The organism is Lactobacillus rizhaonensis (assembly GCF_036246345.1).
Lineage (GTDB): Bacteria > Bacillota > Bacilli > Lactobacillales > Lactobacillaceae > Lactobacillus > Lactobacillus rizhaonensis.
The window spans coordinates 37054-54582 of record NZ_BTTV01000005.1; the positions used below are offsets into that span (position 1 = coordinate 37054).

At 34.7% G+C, this 17529-nt stretch carries 16 protein-coding genes; 11 read left to right on the top strand and 5 right to left on the bottom strand.

Going from position 1 to position 17529, the window contains the following annotated elements; genetic code table 11:
- Positions 1-50: 50 nt before the first annotated feature.
- Positions 51-1421, bottom strand: a complete 1371-nt coding sequence (locus tag AAA915_RS07015; RefSeq protein WP_338200994.1) for a serine hydrolase domain-containing protein — start codon at positions 1419-1421, stop codon at positions 51-53.
- A gap of 203 nt (positions 1422-1624) precedes the next feature.
- Positions 1625-2491: an RluA family pseudouridine synthase gene (locus tag AAA915_RS07020; protein WP_338200995.1), complete on the bottom strand. Its 867-nt coding sequence runs from the start codon at positions 2489-2491 to the stop codon at positions 1625-1627.
- Between the two features lie 84 nt (positions 2492-2575).
- Here AAA915_RS07020 and AAA915_RS07025 point away from each other — a divergent pair, with 84 nt between their 5' ends.
- The 6 genes from AAA915_RS07025 (at position 2576) to AAA915_RS07050 (ending at position 11726) form a co-directional block, all read left to right on the top strand.
- Positions 2576-4633: a PBP1A family penicillin-binding protein gene (locus tag AAA915_RS07025; protein ID WP_338200997.1), complete on the top strand. Its 2058-nt coding sequence runs from the start codon at positions 2576-2578 to the stop codon at positions 4631-4633.
- 15 nt (positions 4634-4648) lie between these two features.
- Positions 4649-4999, top strand: coding sequence for a YlbF family regulator (locus AAA915_RS07030; protein ID WP_338200999.1), 351 nt, complete (start codon positions 4649-4651; stop codon positions 4997-4999).
- A 9-nt stretch (positions 5000-5008) separates the two neighbouring features.
- Positions 5009-6220 carry a metallophosphoesterase family protein gene (locus tag AAA915_RS07035; protein WP_338201001.1) on the top strand — a complete coding sequence of 404 codons (1212 nt, stop codon included), beginning with the start codon at positions 5009-5011 and terminating at the stop codon, positions 6218-6220.
- On the top strand, positions 6207-8708 hold the full coding sequence (locus AAA915_RS07040; protein ID WP_338201003.1) for an ATP-binding protein: 2502 nt from the start codon (positions 6207-6209) through the stop codon (positions 8706-8708). The genes AAA915_RS07035 and AAA915_RS07040 overlap by 14 nt, the downstream gene beginning before the upstream one ends.
- Entirely contained in the window at positions 8701-9678 is a 978-nt protein-coding gene (locus tag AAA915_RS07045) for a 3'-5' exoribonuclease YhaM family protein (RefSeq protein WP_122026246.1), read from the top strand. Before AAA915_RS07040 ends, AAA915_RS07045 begins: the two co-directional genes overlap by 8 nt.
- A 332-nt stretch (positions 9679-10010) precedes the next feature.
- Positions 10011-11726 (top strand): ABC transporter ATP-binding protein, encoded by a 1716-nt coding sequence (locus tag AAA915_RS07050; RefSeq protein ID WP_338201005.1) that lies wholly within the window; start codon positions 10011-10013, stop codon positions 11724-11726.
- Positions 11727-11931: 205 nt separating this feature from the next.
- Here the strand turns inward: AAA915_RS07050 and AAA915_RS07055 are convergent, their stop codons facing one another.
- From AAA915_RS07055 to AAA915_RS07065, 3 genes are all read right to left on the bottom strand, one after another.
- Positions 11932-12831 (bottom strand): peptidylprolyl isomerase PrsA, encoded by a 900-nt coding sequence (locus AAA915_RS07055; RefSeq protein WP_338201007.1) that lies wholly within the window; start codon positions 12829-12831, stop codon positions 11932-11934.
- Between the two features lie 115 nt (positions 12832-12946).
- Complete coding sequence (locus AAA915_RS07060) at positions 12947-13288, bottom strand: hypothetical protein (RefSeq protein WP_338201009.1); 342 nt, start codon at positions 13286-13288, stop codon at positions 12947-12949.
- 9 nt (positions 13289-13297) lie between these two features.
- Positions 13298-13729 carry an HIT family protein gene (locus AAA915_RS07065; protein WP_294602888.1) on the bottom strand — a complete coding sequence of 144 codons (432 nt, stop codon included), beginning with the start codon at positions 13727-13729 and terminating at the stop codon, positions 13298-13300.
- A gap of 90 nt (positions 13730-13819) precedes the next feature.
- On the opposite strand from AAA915_RS07065, the gene AAA915_RS07070 reads away from it, so the two are divergent.
- The 5 genes from AAA915_RS07070 to ytpR are packed head-to-tail and all read left to right on the top strand — an operon-like array spanning position 13820 to position 17437.
- Positions 13820-14560, top strand: coding sequence for an ABC transporter ATP-binding protein (locus tag AAA915_RS07070; protein WP_338201012.1), 741 nt, complete (start codon positions 13820-13822; stop codon positions 14558-14560).
- Positions 14553-15752, top strand: coding sequence for an ABC transporter permease (locus tag AAA915_RS07075; RefSeq protein WP_338201014.1), 1200 nt, complete (start codon positions 14553-14555; stop codon positions 15750-15752). The genes AAA915_RS07070 and AAA915_RS07075 overlap by 8 nt, the downstream gene beginning before the upstream one ends.
- A 4-nt stretch (positions 15753-15756) precedes the next feature.
- Positions 15757-16416 carry a tRNA (guanosine(46)-N7)-methyltransferase TrmB gene (gene trmB / locus AAA915_RS07080; protein ID WP_338201016.1) on the top strand — a complete coding sequence of 220 codons (660 nt, stop codon included), beginning with the start codon at positions 15757-15759 and terminating at the stop codon, positions 16414-16416.
- A 31-nt stretch (positions 16417-16447) separates the two neighbouring features.
- Complete coding sequence (locus AAA915_RS07085; protein ID WP_174795405.1) at positions 16448-16768, top strand: thioredoxin family protein; 321 nt, start codon at positions 16448-16450, stop codon at positions 16766-16768.
- Between the two features lie 21 nt (positions 16769-16789).
- Complete coding sequence (gene ytpR / locus AAA915_RS07090; RefSeq protein WP_294602875.1) at positions 16790-17437, top strand: YtpR family tRNA-binding protein; 648 nt, start codon at positions 16790-16792, stop codon at positions 17435-17437.
- The last annotated feature ends 92 nt before the right edge of the window (positions 17438-17529 follow it).

A 17529-nucleotide genomic window follows, 5' to 3' on the forward strand; every position in this document is an offset into this window, starting at 1 on the left:
TACTAGAAAATATTTTTGAGCCTAGCTTTAATGTAAAAAAGTTAGGCTTTTTATTTTACCTTTTTAAATACCGTTGGTTTATTAAGTGCGCGATCAGTCCATAATAATACTTGCTTTTCCTGAAGTTTAATCGGCAAAAGTTCATGCTGGTATAACCTTTCTTCTACAAACATTTTGCCTTTCTCATTTACAAATATTGGGTAGTCCCATTTACCGATGGTGACCAACAAATCACCATTTTTTTCTTTTAGTGTAATTAAACCATATCCTGGATTTTCATAATCGCCTAAAAGATTATCTTCTGCTTTAACATTTTGAGGAATACTACCTTTTTGCTTTTTGATATTTTCTTCACGAATTACAGCTTTTTTATCAACTATCTTTTTAATTTTACTAGTCCAGTCTGTTTCGTGAATAGCCAGAACATTATCAATAGTTTGATAAGCTAAAGCAAAAATGGCATCAGTTGAATCCATATTTGTTGTTGACACAAAAGCTAAGTCAAGGTCAGGAACAAAGCCCATGAAAGAACAATAGCCAATATATGAACCACTATGGTAGAAATACTTATGTCCGCGGTAATCTTCCATCATCATTCCTAGACCATAAGCGCCAAAATTTGCTCCACCATATGCACGGCTGGGAGACATAATAGATTGAGGAAGAAAGTGCTCAGCCATTGCGTTATTTTTGCTTTCTTTTTGCAATTTTAATTGGTATTTTGCCCAAGTTAGCAAATCAGAGATAGTTGAAAGCATGCTGCTGGCACCACCAACTTTACCTGGGGCAATAAATGAGACTTCTTCTGTATCTTCATTATCTCTAATATACGGCTTGACTATTCTTTCACGTGGTGCCTCGTGATGATTAACATAGGTATTATCCAGATGCAAAGGCTCCAGTAAATGCTCGCGCTCAAAAATGCCATAATCTTGATTGATAGCTTGTTCAAAAGCATATGTCGCAACAGCAAATACTAGATTACTATATTGCATTTTGTAACGCAGTTCATGATTAGGCTCTAAAAAACCAACATGTTCTGCCTTTTCTTTTAAAGTAAGATCGTGCTTGTTCATATTAGTAAAACGCATTAAGTCATGAGCTGGCAATCCACTTTGGTGACTTAGAGCATCCCTCCAAGTTAAGTGGTCTTCAGCGTATTTATCTCTTAGTTTAAAACCGGGCCAGTATTTTTTTAATGGCTCATCCAAAGCAATTTTACCTGAATCAGCTAATTGACAAACTGCAGTTGCAAAAAAAGTTTTTGAAATTGATGCTAAGGGATATAAACTATCCTGCTCTGCATTACCAAAAACGTGACTGTAACTATCACCTTTATGATAAACACCTACACCTAAACTGGGTAAATTAAACGTGTCAATAACATTTTTTGCTAAATCGGAAATTTTTTGATTATTCATGTTCACTCTCAATTTCTTTATATAATTTTTCAATAATAAAATTATACAAGAGCATCTAGTAATTTACACTAACGAAGTCGCGTAATTAAAATAATTGTTGCGCTCAATGTGATATTTAGTTAAATGATCATTACTTTATTATCGAAAACAGCAATAGGAGTTTTTAGCACTTAATACTTGAGTAAAAGCCATTGAAGGATTTTTTACTTGAGCAAAGGTATTTTAGCTTTAGGTAGATTGACTTTTAATTGTTCAAATGAAAATGGCAGGACCAGAGAAATTTGATAAGCGGTTAAATGTAAATATTCTTTGTTTACAAAATTGGGATTATACAAAGGATCACCCACAATCGGACAACCTATTGCCGCTAAATGAACACGAATTTGGTGTGTTCTTCCCGTTTCTAGTTCGAGCTTAATTAAAGCAGTATTATTGCTAAAATAGTTTAGAATTTGGTAATGTGTGATTGCTTTACGTCCGTCAGCAATAATCTTGCGTTTGCGCTTATCAAGTGGGTCTCTCCCTATTGGCAGGTTAATTATGCCAGTATCTGCAATTGGCTTAGTCAGATCAACTACTGCTAAATATTCACGGTGAAAAAGTTTACTGCTTAATTCACGATTTAAAATAGGAACCACCGCCGGATTTTTAGCAACCAAAAGTAAACCACTAGTTAGCATATCCAAACGATGTACAATAAAAGGAGAATAACCTAAATAAGTGGCACAATCATTCAAGGCAGTGGTGGTTTCACTTAAGTTAGGATGTGTTTTTTGTCCTGCGGGTTTATTAATAATTAACAGATTTTGATCTTCGTAAATCACTTCTGGCATTTGTCCACTTGCTGGGTACGTATTTTGACTACTCTCAATGTGATTAAGCCATAGCTCAATTTTATCGTCCGGAAAGACCATTTGATTAAAATAATGATAAGTGCCGTTAATCAAAATTTGGTGTTCAGTTCGCAAGTAATGACGCCATTTGCGTGGGATCAGCAAAAGACGCAATAAGTCGTTTACTGAGCATGGTTCGAGATTTTGGGGAAAATTAAATGTAAAATAATAGCTCATAAATATTTGTTAAATCTTTTTGAAAATAAAGGTAATGTCCTCTAATATGATACAATTTTAATTGTTTCTAAAGGAGCAGATAAAATGGAAAACAATGAACCAAAGAAAAACGATAAACGTGGTTTATGGTACCGTTTTGATCATCGTTTTTTTATCGGTCGCTGGATCATTCTGATTTTGCTTACCGTCATTCTCTTGGTTTGTACTTATTATACCGTTAAAGTTAAAACATCCAATATTCCAAATTTAAAAGCGTCATTACCTGCTACGACAGGCATTTATGACCAAAAAAGTCAACGAGCAGGCTCATTATACTCACAAAAAGGAACTTATGTTGAATACAACAAGATTTCACCTAACGTGAAAAATGCTGTAATTTCGACTGAGGACAGGACTTTTTGGAAAAATCCCGGCTTTAGTATTAAGGGAATGGGGCGTGCCGCTCTAAGTATAGTGCTTAATCACGGGCAAATTGCCGGAGGTGGTTCAACTATCACCCAGCAATTAGCCAAAAATGCCTTACTAACTCAAAAACAAACATTTTCGCGTAAAGTTGAGGAACTTTTCTTTGCTATCGAACTTAATCATGTTTATTCCAAAAAAGATATATTAACCATGTATCTTAACAATTCCTATTTTGGTAATGGCGTCTGGGGCGTAGAAGATGCCAGCCAAAAATATTTTGGCAAGAGTGCCAGTCAATTGACAGTTGGTGAAGGTGCAACATTAGCAGGTATTTTGCGTAATCCTAGCAAGTATAACCCTATTGATCACATGTCTTATGCTTTATCACGGCGCAATCTAATTTTGAGTTTGATGGTTGATAATAAAAAATTATCAAAATCACAGGCTGAAAGTGAAAAGAAAATTGGTTTAACTTTACGTGATACATATCACAATAAAGATGGCTATCGTTATCCCTATTTCTTTGACGCTGTCGTTGATGAAGCAATTAATCGCTATGGCTTAAAAGAAGAAGATGTGATGAATAAGGGTCTGAAAATATATACTACTCTTAATCAAAATTATCAGAGTCAGCTGCAAGAAAGATTTAACCAGGATTATTTATTCCCACAAAATGCTGCTGATGGTACTAAAACTCAAGGTGCAACTGTTGTAATGGATCCTACTACTGGTGCAGTAAGAGCTGTAGTAGGAGGTCGTGGCAAGCATGTCTTCCGTGGTTATAATCGGGCTACACAAATGAAGAGACAACCTGGTTCTTCAATTAAACCTATCGTTTCATATGCGCCTGCTTTGCAACAAGGATATCATTATGATTCCCAGCTTTCTAACCAATTGCAGCGCTTTGGGAAAAATGGTTATCAGCCACACAATGTTGACAATGGTTATTCAGATAAAATTCCAATGTATGTAGCTTTAGCTCAAAGTAAAAATGTGCCTGCTGTTTGGCTATTAGACCGCATTGGAGTATCTAAAGGCGTTCAGTCTGCTAATAATTTTGGTTTGAAGGTACCGAAAGAAGATCAAAATTTAGCTTTGGCTTTAGGCGGATTATCAACTGGTGTTTCACCTATCCAAATGGCTCGTGCCTATTCGGCTTTTGCTAATAAAGGTAATTTACCGAACAATTCTTACTTTATTACCAAAATTACTGATGCGAGTGGTAATGTTATTGCAGAAAATCACGATATAGGTACCCATCGAATTATCTCTGAAAACACGGCAAAAGAGATGACCACAATGCTGTTAGGGGTATTTGCAGGTGGTACAGGAACTTCAGCTCAACCTGCCGGCTATCGCGTTGCCGGCAAAACTGGTTCTACTGAAGTTCCTAATACATACGGCTTTGGCACTAAGGACCAATGGATTGTTGGTTATACCCCAGATGTTGTTGTAGCTACTTGGGTCGGTTTTGATCGCACTAATCAGCAACATTTCATGCATGGTGTATCTGAAACTGGTATCACTAGGCTTTATAAAGCAGAAATGGAGGGCATTTTGCCATACACGGCACAGAATCAATTTAGAGAACAAGCGCCAAGGCAAATTATCCAAAATAACGGTGCTGGTACTGATTGGACAAAAGGTTTTGGTGACAAAATTGAAAAAGGGCTCGGATCTGCCAGTGAAAAGATTAATGAATGGTATAATGACATTAAAGGACTTTTAGGTCACTAATTAGGAGGAAAAAATATGATAAATATTTACGATTCAGCAAACCAGGTAGCGGCAGATTTGCAAAAGCTTGATGAATTCAAGGCTTTGGAAAATGCCGTCAATGCAGTAAAAAATAATAAAGAAAGTGCAACTTTGTTCAAGCAGATGGATGAGATGCAAACTAAAATCATTAATTCCCAATCTGAAGGAAGGGACTTTCCTAAGGATTTAGAGGAAGATTATAAAAAGTTGAATGAAAAAGTGCAAAAGAATGATCAAATATTGCAACTTTTGCAAGCAGAGCAGGCTGTCTCTAAAACAATTGAAGATGTTCAAAAGGCAATTACCAAACCCGTTAGTGACCTTTATGACGGTCTTAGAAATTAAAAAATAACGATGAAATTTATCCATTTTGCTGACGCACATTTAGATAGTCCATTTTTGGGGCTATCTTTTTTACCATCTAAGAGTTTTAACCAAATTCAAAAAGCTCCGATGCAGTCTTTAACTAATATTGTTGATTTAGCTATCAAAGAAAATGTTGATTTAGTATTAATTGCAGGTGACACTTTCGATAGTTTCAAGCCTAATCCCAGCGCCCAGATTTTTTTCGCACGTGAAATTGAGCGCTTAATCACAGCTAAGATTCAAGTAGTTATGATCTTGGGCAATCACGATCATATGGCAAAAGAAGACCTTTTGGTACCCGAAAACCCGTATTTTAAATTGTTAGGTGAGGACGAAAAAGTTGAAACTGCTTCTTACACTACTAAAAGTGGTTTTGAATATGACGTGACTGGTTTTTCATATTTGGCTAATCATATTACTGATGATCTTGCCGCCCAATTTCCTCCTAAAAGTAATCATTACACTTTTGGTATTATGCATGCTCAGGAAAGGGCAGGTTTGAGCTCTCAAAATGTATATGCCCCTTTTAGTTTAAGTGAATTACAAAATCTTAATTACGATTATTTTGCTCTCGGTCATATCCATTTAAGGCAGGTATTGTCAGAAACACCACTAATTGTTTATCCTGGCAATATTCAAGGTCGTCACATTAACGAAAATGGTCCAAAAGGCTGTTATTTAGGCACTATTGATGAGCAAACAAAGCAAACCAAAATTCATTTCGTTCAGACTAATCTTATTTCATGGGATAAAAGACAGCTTGAATTAACTAAGCCAATAGCGAAAACCGAGCTGGAAAAGATGATTATTAATTGCTTGAAAGCGGCTGCCACTACCTATTTTTGCTTACAAATAAAGGGCGCAGATTTTTTAAATGAAAAAGAAACAGAATTAATTCAAGACAGTGATTTTTGGCAAATGATTTCAGAAAAACTTGCTCATGGTTCTCAGTTGGTAGATGTGCGTTTTATTAATGGAAGCAAATTAGCAGTTGCTGTTAACGATCAAAAATATTTTAAACAGGCTGAAGAAGAGATTTTTGCCACGGATCAATTTGCTCAAATTAGTAAAGACTGGTCCTTAAAAACTGAGTTTACTAATAATTTAGCTCAAGACTCAGATTTTATTCAGGAGGTTAAACAACTGGCAGAAGTAAAACTGAACAGTAAATTGAAAGGAGTCAATGATGAAATTAATTAAACTTAAGATAATTAATTTTGGTCAATTTTCAAATTTCACCTTTGATTTACTTAATCCTGACATTAACGTCTTTTATGGTGCAAATGAAGCAGGGAAAAGCACAATCGTTGCTTTTATTAAGCAAATTTTATTTGGCTTTCATCTTGCTTCACACAATTCGCCCTTTTTTGAAAACTACACTCCTTTGGCACAAGTTAGTCCAATGGGAGGCTATTTGCTTTTTGAGAATGAAAAAGGACAGTGCTATGAGCTGGAACGGCTTTACGCACATGGCAAAGGCTCTAAATTAGGCACACTAACAGTTAAATGTGACAATCAAGTAGTGCCCGAAAATGTTTTTTTTGACCAAATAAAGAACATTGACGGTAACTTTTATGCCGACAGTTTTATCTTCAATCAGGATATGTTGACCAAAGTTGATCAGATCAAGCAAAAGGACTTATTAGAACGCATATATTACCTAGGCGCAGCCGACAGTGACAAATTGATAACTGTGCGCGATGATTTTGCCAAAAACGCTGACAGTTTATTTAAAAAGAAGGGTAGGAAACTTCCGGTTAATCAGCTTTTGCTGCAGATTCAAGAACAGCAAAGTAAAGTAAGTGATTCTGAAAATGAGTTTTCTGTTTATAAAGAGCTAAATAGTAACTTAAAAAAGCAAGAAGAGCTGCAGCACAATGAAGAGGAAAAAAGACTAGAACTGCAAAGAAAATATGACAGCTTGGAGAAGATTGAAAAGCTTGTCCCCAGTTACGAAAAATTGCAGAATTTACAAAATCAGATCAAAACAATTCACTTTGACTCGGAGCAATATCAATCTGCACAAAATTTAGCAATTCAAGCAGAAACTTTGCGTAAAAAACAACAAAAAATCTCAGAAAAGATAGATAAATATCCTCAAGATCAAGATGAAGATGTGAGAGGAGCAAAGCTGCTGCAAAAGAAACCGGAAATTTTACAATGGCAAGCAGAATATCGCAGCTGCATACAAAAAGAGTCGCAAATTAAAAACGAGCAACAGCAGCTCATTACTCTTGATCCTAACCTGAATCAAATTGCTGCATTGACCCAAGAGCAAGTAATTAAGCTGCAGGAAGATTTTCGAAAATTACCGCCAAAAGAAACAGTTATTAACCAGGATAAAAGCACTAAGCCTAAACAATTTCTTTTGCTAGGTGGAACCATTTTCATTTTAGGGCTAATTTTACTATTCATTGCGCGTGCCTTCGGTTTGCTTGCTACGGGTGTTGGTATAGCTCTTGCAGTGTTTGGTTATTACCAGCAAACGCAAGTGCAAAAATCTGCTAAAGTACAAGCTGAAAGAAACAGAAGAGTTAAAGAGCAACGGTTTTTATTTGAAAAACAATATGGCATTAATCCCAGCAATTTAGATCTCAATAATTTAATTAATGAATGGAGACAGTATCAGGTTCTGTCCCAAAACTTGAAGAGAAATCAGTTGCGTAAATCGGAGTTATTTGATTTACTCACACCGTTTGCTGTCGAGTTAAGTCAAGAACTGAAACAAGCAATAGATGCAAATTTTTCGGATGTATTGCGTGCTTTAGACCAGCTTGCTGAAAAAATCGATACGGATCGTAAACGCAGAGAAAAGCAAAATAGTTTAAAAAACAATTTAACTGAAAATGATGAAGAGCTCCAAGAAGTTAATGTTAAGTTAAAAATGATTTTGGCTAGAGCTCAAGTCAACAACTTAAATGAATATAAAGAAATTCAAAAACAAAAGCTGAAACAGGATAATATTAAAACCCAGATTAGTGCTCTCAAATCCAGTTTGCAAAGCGATCTCACCCAATTGCAAGAATTTGTACAAGATAAAAATAGTGGACACAAGAAATTACAGGATTTAGCGACTCAAATTTCCTTATTTAATGAAAAAATTAAACTTTTACAAAGTAAAACGGCTGAAACTAAAGTCAAGATGGAAAATCTAGCCAGTTCAACGGCGGTATTCGAAGAAAAACAAAAACTGGCAAACTTAAGAACTAAACTTAGAAATTTAAGTGCTGAATATTTGGCTAATTTATTTACTGCCAAGTGGATTAGTCGCGCACTTGACCTTGCCTCTAATGAACGGTTTCCTAAAATGCTAATTACTGCAAAAGAATATTTGCGACTATTGACAAATAATCGGTATAATAATATTGAAATAGGTAAAAAAATAACGGTTACTCGTTTTGATGGTAAAAAATTAGCGGTGGAATATCTTTCTCGGGGTACCTCTGAGCAACTTTATTTTGCTTTGAAACTGGCTTTTGTTGAACACATAAAAGATCAAATTAATTTACCAATTTTGATTGATGACTCTTTCGTTAACTTTGATGACCAAAGGATTAATGAAATCGAAAAGTTGCTTCAGACAATTGCGCAAAGCAACCAGGTATTAATTTTTACTGCCCAAAGAAGCCTTGTTGATAAACTGCAATTACAGCCGCTAACTTTTAAGAAAGGAACCGAACATGTATAAACGCTTACTGGATTATAATGATGGCGAAGAATTAGAGTTGGTCGTGTTAATTAAGAACTCGCAACTAAGACACACCAAAAAGGGTAAGCTTTATTTGGCAATGTCATTTGGTGATTCATCTGGTGAAATTCGCGGTAATTTTTGGGATGCCAATGACCAGGATGCCTCTACATTTAATTCAGGAACAATTGTTGAACTTAACGGCAAACGGGAAGAATATCAGGGCCAGCCACAAATAAAAATTTATAGTTTACGTGTTGTTGGGCCTGAAGAAGGTTATGATCTCAGGCAGTTTATTAAATCAGCACCTGAAAAAGTTGCTGATATGAAGGAAGAAATCAATCAGTATGTTTTTGAAATTTTAAATCCAACTTGGAACCGAATAGTACGTTTTTTATTAAAAAAATGGGATAAACGCTTCTTTGAGTTTCCAGCTGGAAAAAGTAACCACCATGCCGTACGAGGAGGTCTAGCATACCATACATTGTCAATGTTGCGCGATGCCAAAGGATTGGCAAATAATTATGCGCAAATTAATCGTTCGTTATTATATGCTGGCTGTATTCTGCACGATATGGGTAAAGTATTGGAATTAACTGGTCCGGCTGCAACTCAATATACTAATGAGGGTAACTTGATTGGCCACTTGGTTTTAATTGACGAGCAAATTATGTTAGCGGCGCAACAATTAAATATTGATCTTGAATCAGAAGATCTACTCTTATTGCGTCACATGGTTTTATCTCATCATGGTAAATTTGAGTATGGTTCCCCCAAACTGCCGGCGCTCCTGGAAGCAGAATTGTTACATCGCATTGATGATTTAGATGCGTCAATTTATGCTATTACTAATGCATTACAACATACACGACCGGGGAACTTTACCGAAAACATTATGAGTCAGGGTGGTCGAAAATTTTATCGACCTAAAGATGATGAATCCTTAGCTAAATCACATAAATTAGAATAGTTACTCAGAGAATACGAGAAGCAAATAACTTAAAAATTGCAAATGCATAGCTAGAAAGCAGCTAAAAGTATGACATTACTTTTAGCTGCTTTTTTAATTTACTTTAATTTGAAAGAGGATGCTCTTGATTACACCGTTAGCAGTCCAAAAATAAAAAGCAATGCAATAATTGATATTTAAAATATTATTTTATGATTTTAAAAAATATAACTTTATTTTAAAATATATCTTTCGATTATAAAATGTTTAGCGTATAGTAAAAGACGTAGATATATTTAAATTATTGATTACTTTTATTGATAATTTTAAAAACAGGAAGGATGTATATATTAATGAAAATATACCAAGAATATGATAAGCTGAATTATTATCTGACGTTAATTTTTTCCGGCTTAGTTTATCCAATGATAAATTTATTACTTGCCCTTGTCTTAAAAAAGTTAATTGATTCAGGAATTGCGAGGAATATTAGTGCTTTAAAGCAAACGATATTTGCTTGTTTATTGGTATGTATTTTGTTGACCTGCGCTGTTTTTGTTAGTGAGCAGACTAAAAACAAATTTAGCAACAATTTTAGTAAGAAGTATAGAAAACAAATTTTTAATAAAATTATTACAAGTGATTTAAATGAATTTAACAACAGCAGTATTGGCGCTTTTTTAGCAACTATGACAAATACCATTTCAACTATTGAAGAAAAATACATTAAAAGCTACTTTAATGTAATATCTGATTTATCTCTATTAATATTTTCAATTTTTGGAATGTTTATGATTAATTGGAAACTATCAATAGCTGTACTAATAGTCAGTTTTGCACCTATTATATTTATGAGTTTATTAGGTGGTAAAATGCAAGAAAAGCAAAATGCAGCTTTGGTACAACAGAACGCTTATGTTTCTAAATTAAAAGATGCGCTTTCCGGTTTTCTAGTTATTAAGAGTTTTAATATTGAAAGGCAGATAAGTAAAGAATTTGAAAATAATAATAATAGACGCGCAGATAGCGAATTTTCTTTGTCAAAGCTTAACAACGTTTCGACAGCGATTTCAGATTTTTCAGGTTATTTGGTTTTTCTAGTAGCTTATGGACTCGGTCTGTTTATGATTTTTAATGGCAGTACGAGTATTGGAGCGGTCACAGCAATTGTTCAATTAGTTAATTTCATCGTGCTGCCTCTGAGTAAATTGGGCATTGAGCTGAATAACAAAAAAGCTGGAGAAGCTGCTATTAAATCATTAAATCAATTATTAAACAAAATACATACACCAAAAAATACCAGTAATTATCATAATCTAAAAAAATTTGAGAAAGATATTAAGTTCACTAATGTCAATTTTGCGTACCCGCAACAAGGTGAATTAGGAAAAAGAGTACTTACAAATGTTAATTTACGAATAGAAAAAGGAAAAAAATATGCTCTTGTGGGTATGTCGGGCAGTGGTAAAACCACATTGCTAAGGTTATTAATGAGATACTACCAGCTGGGAAAAAATAGTAGTATCAGTATTGACAATGTAAATATTAATAATATTGAATTATCATCACTCTACCAACTGATAAATATTGTGCAGCAGGAAGTCTACATTTTTGACAATTCTCTTGGATATAACATAACTTTGGGCAAATCCTTTACCAAGCAAGAACTAAACTATGCTATTAATAGATCTGGCTTAAGAAGATTGGTTGAAAGCAATGCTAAAGGAATTGAAATGGATGTTGGTGAAAACGGTAAAGAGATATCTGGTGGACAGAAGCAAAGAATTTCAATAGCACGAGCATTAATTAGAAAAACGCCAATTTTATTGCTTGATGAGGCAACATCATCTTTAGACCAAAAAAATACTATTGCAATTGAAAATACCATTTTAGGAATAGAAGATCTAACAGCTATTGTAGTTACCCATAAATTAAATCCTAACTTATTAAAAAAATATGATGCCGTGATTTTCATGAAAGATGGATCTGTCACTGAACAAGGTTCTTATGAAAAATTGATTGAGCAAAAAGGTGATTTATATAACTTATGTAGTTTAACTGCTAATTAACTCGACAAATTATGTCAAGTTATCTGGTCAATCAGAAAGTTGCTGTAAGAGCAAAGGTTATCTGTAAATTTAATTAAAAGTATGTTGAGACATTACAATCAAAAAATTTAATGCAAAAATCCCGCTAATAGCTATTTGTAAAAATAACTGATAACGGGATTTTTATATTTTTATTATTAAACTGGTCTTAACTCCTATAATTCAATTACTTTTTGTTATTAGAAGTAGAAACGTAGGCAGCTAAAACATCTTTAAGATCATTATCCTTTATGTTGACTCCAGCCTTTTTAATAACCTTGGCAAGGACGTCATGCATGGTTTGTTGATCTTGCGACATTGATTGATAAATTTGGTCATCAATTTCTTTTTTATGTGAAGCAAAAGAACCTTTGGCAGGGTGTTTAATCATTCTAATTACGTGGTAACCTGATTGAGATTTGACTGGGCTCTTTGTAGTTTCACCGGTCTTTAACTTAAATGCTGCATTTTTAAAAGCTGGATCTAGACTAGTATCAGTAGAATCAAATGCTGGCAGTTTACCTTCTTTGTTTTTTGTTCCAGTATCTAGAGAATACTTTTTAACTAAGCTCTTGAAACTTTTACCATTTTTTAGTTCTTTAGTGATTTCTTCGGCTTTGGATTTCTTTGAAACCAAAATGTGTTGTACTGTAACTTTAGGCTGATATGCTTTCCAAGCTTTTTCTTCTTGACTCTTCGAAATCTTTTTAATATCTTTCAAAGCAGCTTCGGACAGCAAGTTTGTTTTCAAGTTTTGCTTGAAACTTGCAGCAGTCATACCATTTTGTTGTAAAACGGCATCAAACTGACTGCCATATTGTTTCTTGTAGTTGTTATATTGTTTGTCAACTTGCTTTTTGGAAACCTTGTTGCCATATTGTTGTTCTAAAACACGATTAATAATCATGTTTGCCAAAGCAGTTTTACCCGCCTGAGATTTTTTCATGTCATCATAATACTCTTGCTGGGTAATCTTTCCGCCTTTATAAGAAGCAACGGTTTTGCCACCATTAGAACAAGCAGCTGTTGATAATGCCATACCGGCTACGGCAATCACTGCTGCAGCTTTTTTAATATATTTTTTCATAAAATAAATTCTCCACATCCTTAATAAATTAAGTCACCGACAACTAATATAACATAAACTGGCAAAACTAGTTTTTATTTTTATTTTTTTTAAAACAAAAAAGAGAGTTTCTTTACTATTTTTTAGAACTATTAGTTTCATTTGTGCTATTGGAATTAATTGTTGCAGTTTTGGCTTTCAACTTGTCCATAATCCGATTGATACTGATTTGATAATATTCTATTTCGTTTTGTAACTCAGAAAAAGTTTTCTTTGCTAGCGGCAAAGATTTTTTTAATTCTTGCTGAGCAGCCTTAAATTTATTGTTTGCTACAGAAATGTCACTAATATCTTCTTTTACTGATTTTATTTGCTTTTGCACAGGAGGAAACAGGCGATCGCCATTTTTATCTTTGAACAGTGAAAGGACCACACCAAAACCCGCTCCTACAGCCAGTCCTAAACTAAAACGTTTCATCTCATCACCTTAAAATTGTGCTCTAATAGCAGCAGCAACCTTTTCATAATCTTCTTCAGTGTATTTTTCTGCGTTGTTTCGTGTAGCAATCTTTAAGCCATCACCTTCAAACCGCGGAATGAAATGGATGTGCGAGTGCATAACTACTTGACTTGCACTGGCACCATTATTGCTGCTAATATTCATACCGGTGATTCGGGGATCAAATTTTTTAATTGCGTTAGCAATGGTAGGAATATATTGTAAATAGCGTTGAGCATCTGCTTGGGTATAATCAAAAAAGTTTGTGATGTGTTTTTTAGGTACCATTAAAGTATGACCGGGATTAACTTGAGATAAATCTAAGAAAGCTTTTACATCGTCATTTTCAAAAACAGTGTAGCTGCTTGCTTCACCCTTGATAATTTTACAAAATAAACAATCTTTATCTAAATCTTCCATTTTAAAACCTCTACATTTCAAAATTTAGTTTCTTTTAATATCATGCTATCATAATAAATGAGTAAATTCATTAAAAGAAAGATAGGAATTATGACTTTAAAAATTGAGCATTTGACAGGTGGCTATACTGGTGTGCCGGTCATTAAAGATATTAATTTGGAAATTAAACCAGGAGAGGTTCTTGGAGTGATTGGCCTAAATGGCGCTGGTAAATCTACTACTATTAAACACATTCTAGGATTACTAAGACCGCAAAAAGGGAAAATTACGCTAAATGGCATTGATTTAGCGGCTCAACCTACTAAATTTAAAAGACAGGTCGCATACATTCCTGAAACGCCAGTTTTATATTCAGAATTGACTTTAAAAGAGCATCTTGATCTGACAATTCTTAGTTACCAGTTAGATGAAAAACAGGCTTGGGCAAAGGCCCATGAGTTGCTACAATTGTTTAGGCTGGATGACAAGTTAGATTGGTTGCCGATTCATTTTTCTAAGGGTATGAAGCAAAAAGTGATGATTGTTTCCGCGTTTTTAGCAAATACTGACTTACTGGTAATCGATGAGCCGTTCACAGGACTTGATCCGTTGGCAGTGGCTAATTTAGTGCAATTGATTAAAGATGCTGCTGGTCAGGGCAAAATGGTGTTAATGTCAACTCACATTTTAGCTGACAGTGTGCAGGCTGTTTCTCGTTATGCGGTCTTAAACAATGGCAAAATTAAGGCTGCCGGCACTTTGGCTGAAATTCGCATACATTATGGTCTGAAGGAAACGGATTCATTTGACCAAATTTACCAAATTTTAAGTCAGGAGCAACAAAATGCGTAATTTGGCTAAAAAGAGGCTACAGGAAAACTTGCGTCAGTCTTTGAAATATCTAGTATTGGTTTTTAATGACTTCTTTATCTTAGCTCTGATTTTTCTTTTTGGAGCACTCATGTTCTGGTATGCACAGGCAATGAAGACCATGCCTGAAAATCTATGGTATTATCGTCCCCTAGTTGGTGTTTTGCTGTGGCTGCCACTTTTAATAGGCAAACTGGTAACACTGCTAAAACCAGCTGATTTACAATTTTTACTGCCTGAGGATGAAAATTTATCATCATATTTGCAACCAATGTTAAATTACAGCCTGATCGTACCTACAATTTGCTTAGCTTTGATAGCAGGAACTGTATTTCCATTTGCTACGATTAAAGCAAGAATTGAACCTTTAGATTATATTTTCGCAGTTTTTGCTGTTTTTCTAGCTAAGATGTTGCAGCTTAAAATTATGGAATATAATTTGTTTTTTAACCGTAAAATTGCCATTTCTATGGTAAATATCCTTTTCCTTTTTTTATTCGCATTGGGAATGTTTAGACCAAAAAGTATGATAATTGTTGCAGGCTTGCTGATAATTATTTTGATTATTTTGATTTTAAAACCGCAACATGTGGCCCTTTTTGACTGGCAATTTGCCATTGAGCAGGAAGAAAAACGTAAAAACGTTGTTTATAATGCTTATAGCATGTTCACCGATGTTAAGGAAAGGCAAACCAATATTAAAAGACGGAAATATTTGGACTTTTTATTGCCCAAAAATTTGACAATGGAAAATCCTAATAAGTTTTTGTATAGGCGCTCAATTCTTCGTAATCCTGAAAACATTAATCTGGTAGTCAGGATGACTGCTTTTGCAATTTTAATCTCATGGTTAGTGCAGAATTGGCTTTGGGCATTAGGCTTGTCCTGCTTAGTAGTATTCTTAACTATTTACCAGTTAGTCCCAATGGTTGATGAATTTGATAACAATATCATGTATCGTGTTTATCCTATTGAGCGCACTAAACGAGGTTTAGATCTCGTTTCTGCGCTTGCTGGAATAATGCTGGTACAATGGTTCATCATCAGTATTTCATGGCTGATAACATTACCTATCAGTTTACATTTGTTTGAAGCAATGGGGATTTTAGTTGTTTTCAGTTGTGCGGTATTAAGGTTATACTTACCAGCAAAAGTAAAGAAAAGGAAGTTGTAAATAAATGAGACTACGTAACAAACCGTGGGCTGTAAAACTTGTGCAAGAACATCCAGAAAGTGTGATAGATCGCCCTGATCTGACTCAAAAGATCGATTGGTCAAAACGGTTTGCTGATATTTCAAAGCCATTGGAAATTGAAGTTGGTCCAGGTAAAGGGAAATTTATCACTACAATGGCTGCTGAACATCCTGAAAAAAATTTTGTTGCGCTTGAACTGCAAATGACAGCAGCTGGCATCATTTTACGTTCAAAACTGGCAAAAAATTTGTCTAATTTACAAATTTTATGCGCAGATGCTGCTAATATTGACTGCTTTTTCGAAAAACATAGTGCAAATACCATTTATCTAAATTTTAGTGATCCGTGGCCTAAAACTAGGCACGAAAAGAGACGATTAACCTATAAAACTTTTTTGCAAAAATACCAGACTGTTTTGCAAGAAAATGGTCAGATACAATTTAAAACAGATAATGCAGGTCTTTTTGCTTATTCTCTTCAGAGTATGAATAATTTTGGCATGCATTTTGATTTTGTTACAGTTGACCTCCATAATGAAAAAGAAGAGATTTTGACTTCAAATATTGAAACCGAGTATGAGCATAAATTTGCCAGCCAAGGCAACCCAATTTATGCCTTGCATGCTGATTTTGGGGTAAAATAGGTAATGATAAGGATTGAGAGGTTTTTTCAAAATGGAACAAATAAAAGAATTAGATCAAGAAAAATTAGATGATATTACCAAAAATGGTCGTGTGGTTTTAGAATTTTCTGCTGGTTGGTGTCCTGATTGCCGTTTTTTGGATCCGTTTATGCCGGAGATTGAAAAAGATTTTTCTGACAGTAAATTTTATCAAATTGACCGTGACGGTTCTGTAGATGTAGCTAAGGAAATGAATATCATGGGTATTCCTTCTTTTGTGGTCTACCAAGATGGTAAAGAAATTGGTAGACTAGTTAATAAGGACCGTAAAACCAAAGAAGAAGTTGAGAGCTTTTTGCGGTCACTGGACTAAGTGAAAGAGGATAATTGATTAATGATTACTAGTATTAATAAACGTAGCTATCCCAATACCCTAATTGTGATTTTAGGTCAGGATAAGGGCAAGAGCGAATATGAGGAAAAAGACGATGTCACACGAATTACTGATGAAGATGGCAATGTGACTGGATATAATTTCTTCAATGTCGACCAAATTATTGCTTATGACAAATTGCCAGACGGTCAAGTTAAACTGACTAATGACGATTTAGTAGCATTAAATAAAAAGCTGGCAGAAGTCGGTTTTAATGATCAACTTGCTTACGGTAAGCCAACGCTGGTTTATGGCTATGTCAAAAGCTGCGAAAAACATCCTGACTCTGACCACCTTCATGTTACTACTGTTGAGGTTGGCCCTGATGAGGAACATCAAATTGTCTGTGGTGCTCCTAATATTGCTCAAGGGCAAAAAGTAGTGGTGGCTTTACCTGGCACTTTAATGCCAAATGGCCAAATGATTTGGCCTGGTCAATTACGTCATGTTGATTCTTATGGGATGATTTGTTCGGCTCGAGAATTAGGTTTGCCGCACGCACCGCAAAAACGGGGAATTTTAGTAGTTCCAGACACTTTTGCTGTGGGAGACGCGTTTGATCCTGACAAATGCGATGCACTTTTGGCAAGTGGACAAATTAAATTATAAGATTAAGGGACTCTATCAAGTTATTGGTAGAGTCTTTTTTCATAGTAATGCAAAAGTGGGCTATGGCTTTTCATTGTTTCTGCACACTTTCT

What these genes read in the sequence shown, in the direction of transcription:
- AAA915_RS07015 (WP_338200994.1), bottom strand. Translation starts at nt 1,421, where the DNA reads ATGAATAATCAAAAAATTTCCGATTTAGCAAAAAATGTTATTGACACG.
- AAA915_RS07020 (WP_338200995.1), bottom strand. Translation starts at nt 2,491, where the DNA reads ATGAGCTATTATTTTACATTTAATTTTCCCCAAAATCTCGAACCATGC.
- AAA915_RS07025 (WP_338200997.1), top strand. Translation starts at nt 2,576, where the DNA reads ATGGAAAACAATGAACCAAAGAAAAACGATAAACGTGGTTTATGGTAC.
- AAA915_RS07030 (WP_338200999.1), top strand. Translation starts at nt 4,649, where the DNA reads ATGATAAATATTTACGATTCAGCAAACCAGGTAGCGGCAGATTTGCAA.
- AAA915_RS07035 (WP_338201001.1), top strand. Translation starts at nt 5,009, where the DNA reads ATGAAATTTATCCATTTTGCTGACGCACATTTAGATAGTCCATTTTTG.
- AAA915_RS07040 (WP_338201003.1), top strand. Translation starts at nt 6,207, where the DNA reads ATGAAATTAATTAAACTTAAGATAATTAATTTTGGTCAATTTTCAAAT.
- AAA915_RS07045 (WP_122026246.1), top strand. Translation starts at nt 8,701, where the DNA reads ATGTATAAACGCTTACTGGATTATAATGATGGCGAAGAATTAGAGTTG.
- AAA915_RS07050 (WP_338201005.1), top strand. Translation starts at nt 10,011, where the DNA reads ATGAAAATATACCAAGAATATGATAAGCTGAATTATTATCTGACGTTA.
- AAA915_RS07055 (WP_338201007.1), bottom strand. Translation starts at nt 12,831, where the DNA reads ATGAAAAAATATATTAAAAAAGCTGCAGCAGTGATTGCCGTAGCCGGT.
- AAA915_RS07060 (WP_338201009.1), bottom strand. Translation starts at nt 13,288, where the DNA reads ATGAAACGTTTTAGTTTAGGACTGGCTGTAGGAGCGGGTTTTGGTGTG.
- AAA915_RS07065 (WP_294602888.1), bottom strand. Translation starts at nt 13,729, where the DNA reads ATGGAAGATTTAGATAAAGATTGTTTATTTTGTAAAATTATCAAGGGT.
- AAA915_RS07070 (WP_338201012.1), top strand. Translation starts at nt 13,820, where the DNA reads ATGACTTTAAAAATTGAGCATTTGACAGGTGGCTATACTGGTGTGCCG.
- AAA915_RS07075 (WP_338201014.1), top strand. Translation starts at nt 14,553, where the DNA reads ATGCGTAATTTGGCTAAAAAGAGGCTACAGGAAAACTTGCGTCAGTCT.
- trmB (WP_338201016.1), top strand. Translation starts at nt 15,757, where the DNA reads ATGAGACTACGTAACAAACCGTGGGCTGTAAAACTTGTGCAAGAACAT.
- AAA915_RS07085 (WP_174795405.1), top strand. Translation starts at nt 16,448, where the DNA reads ATGGAACAAATAAAAGAATTAGATCAAGAAAAATTAGATGATATTACC.
- ytpR (WP_294602875.1), top strand. Translation starts at nt 16,790, where the DNA reads ATGATTACTAGTATTAATAAACGTAGCTATCCCAATACCCTAATTGTG.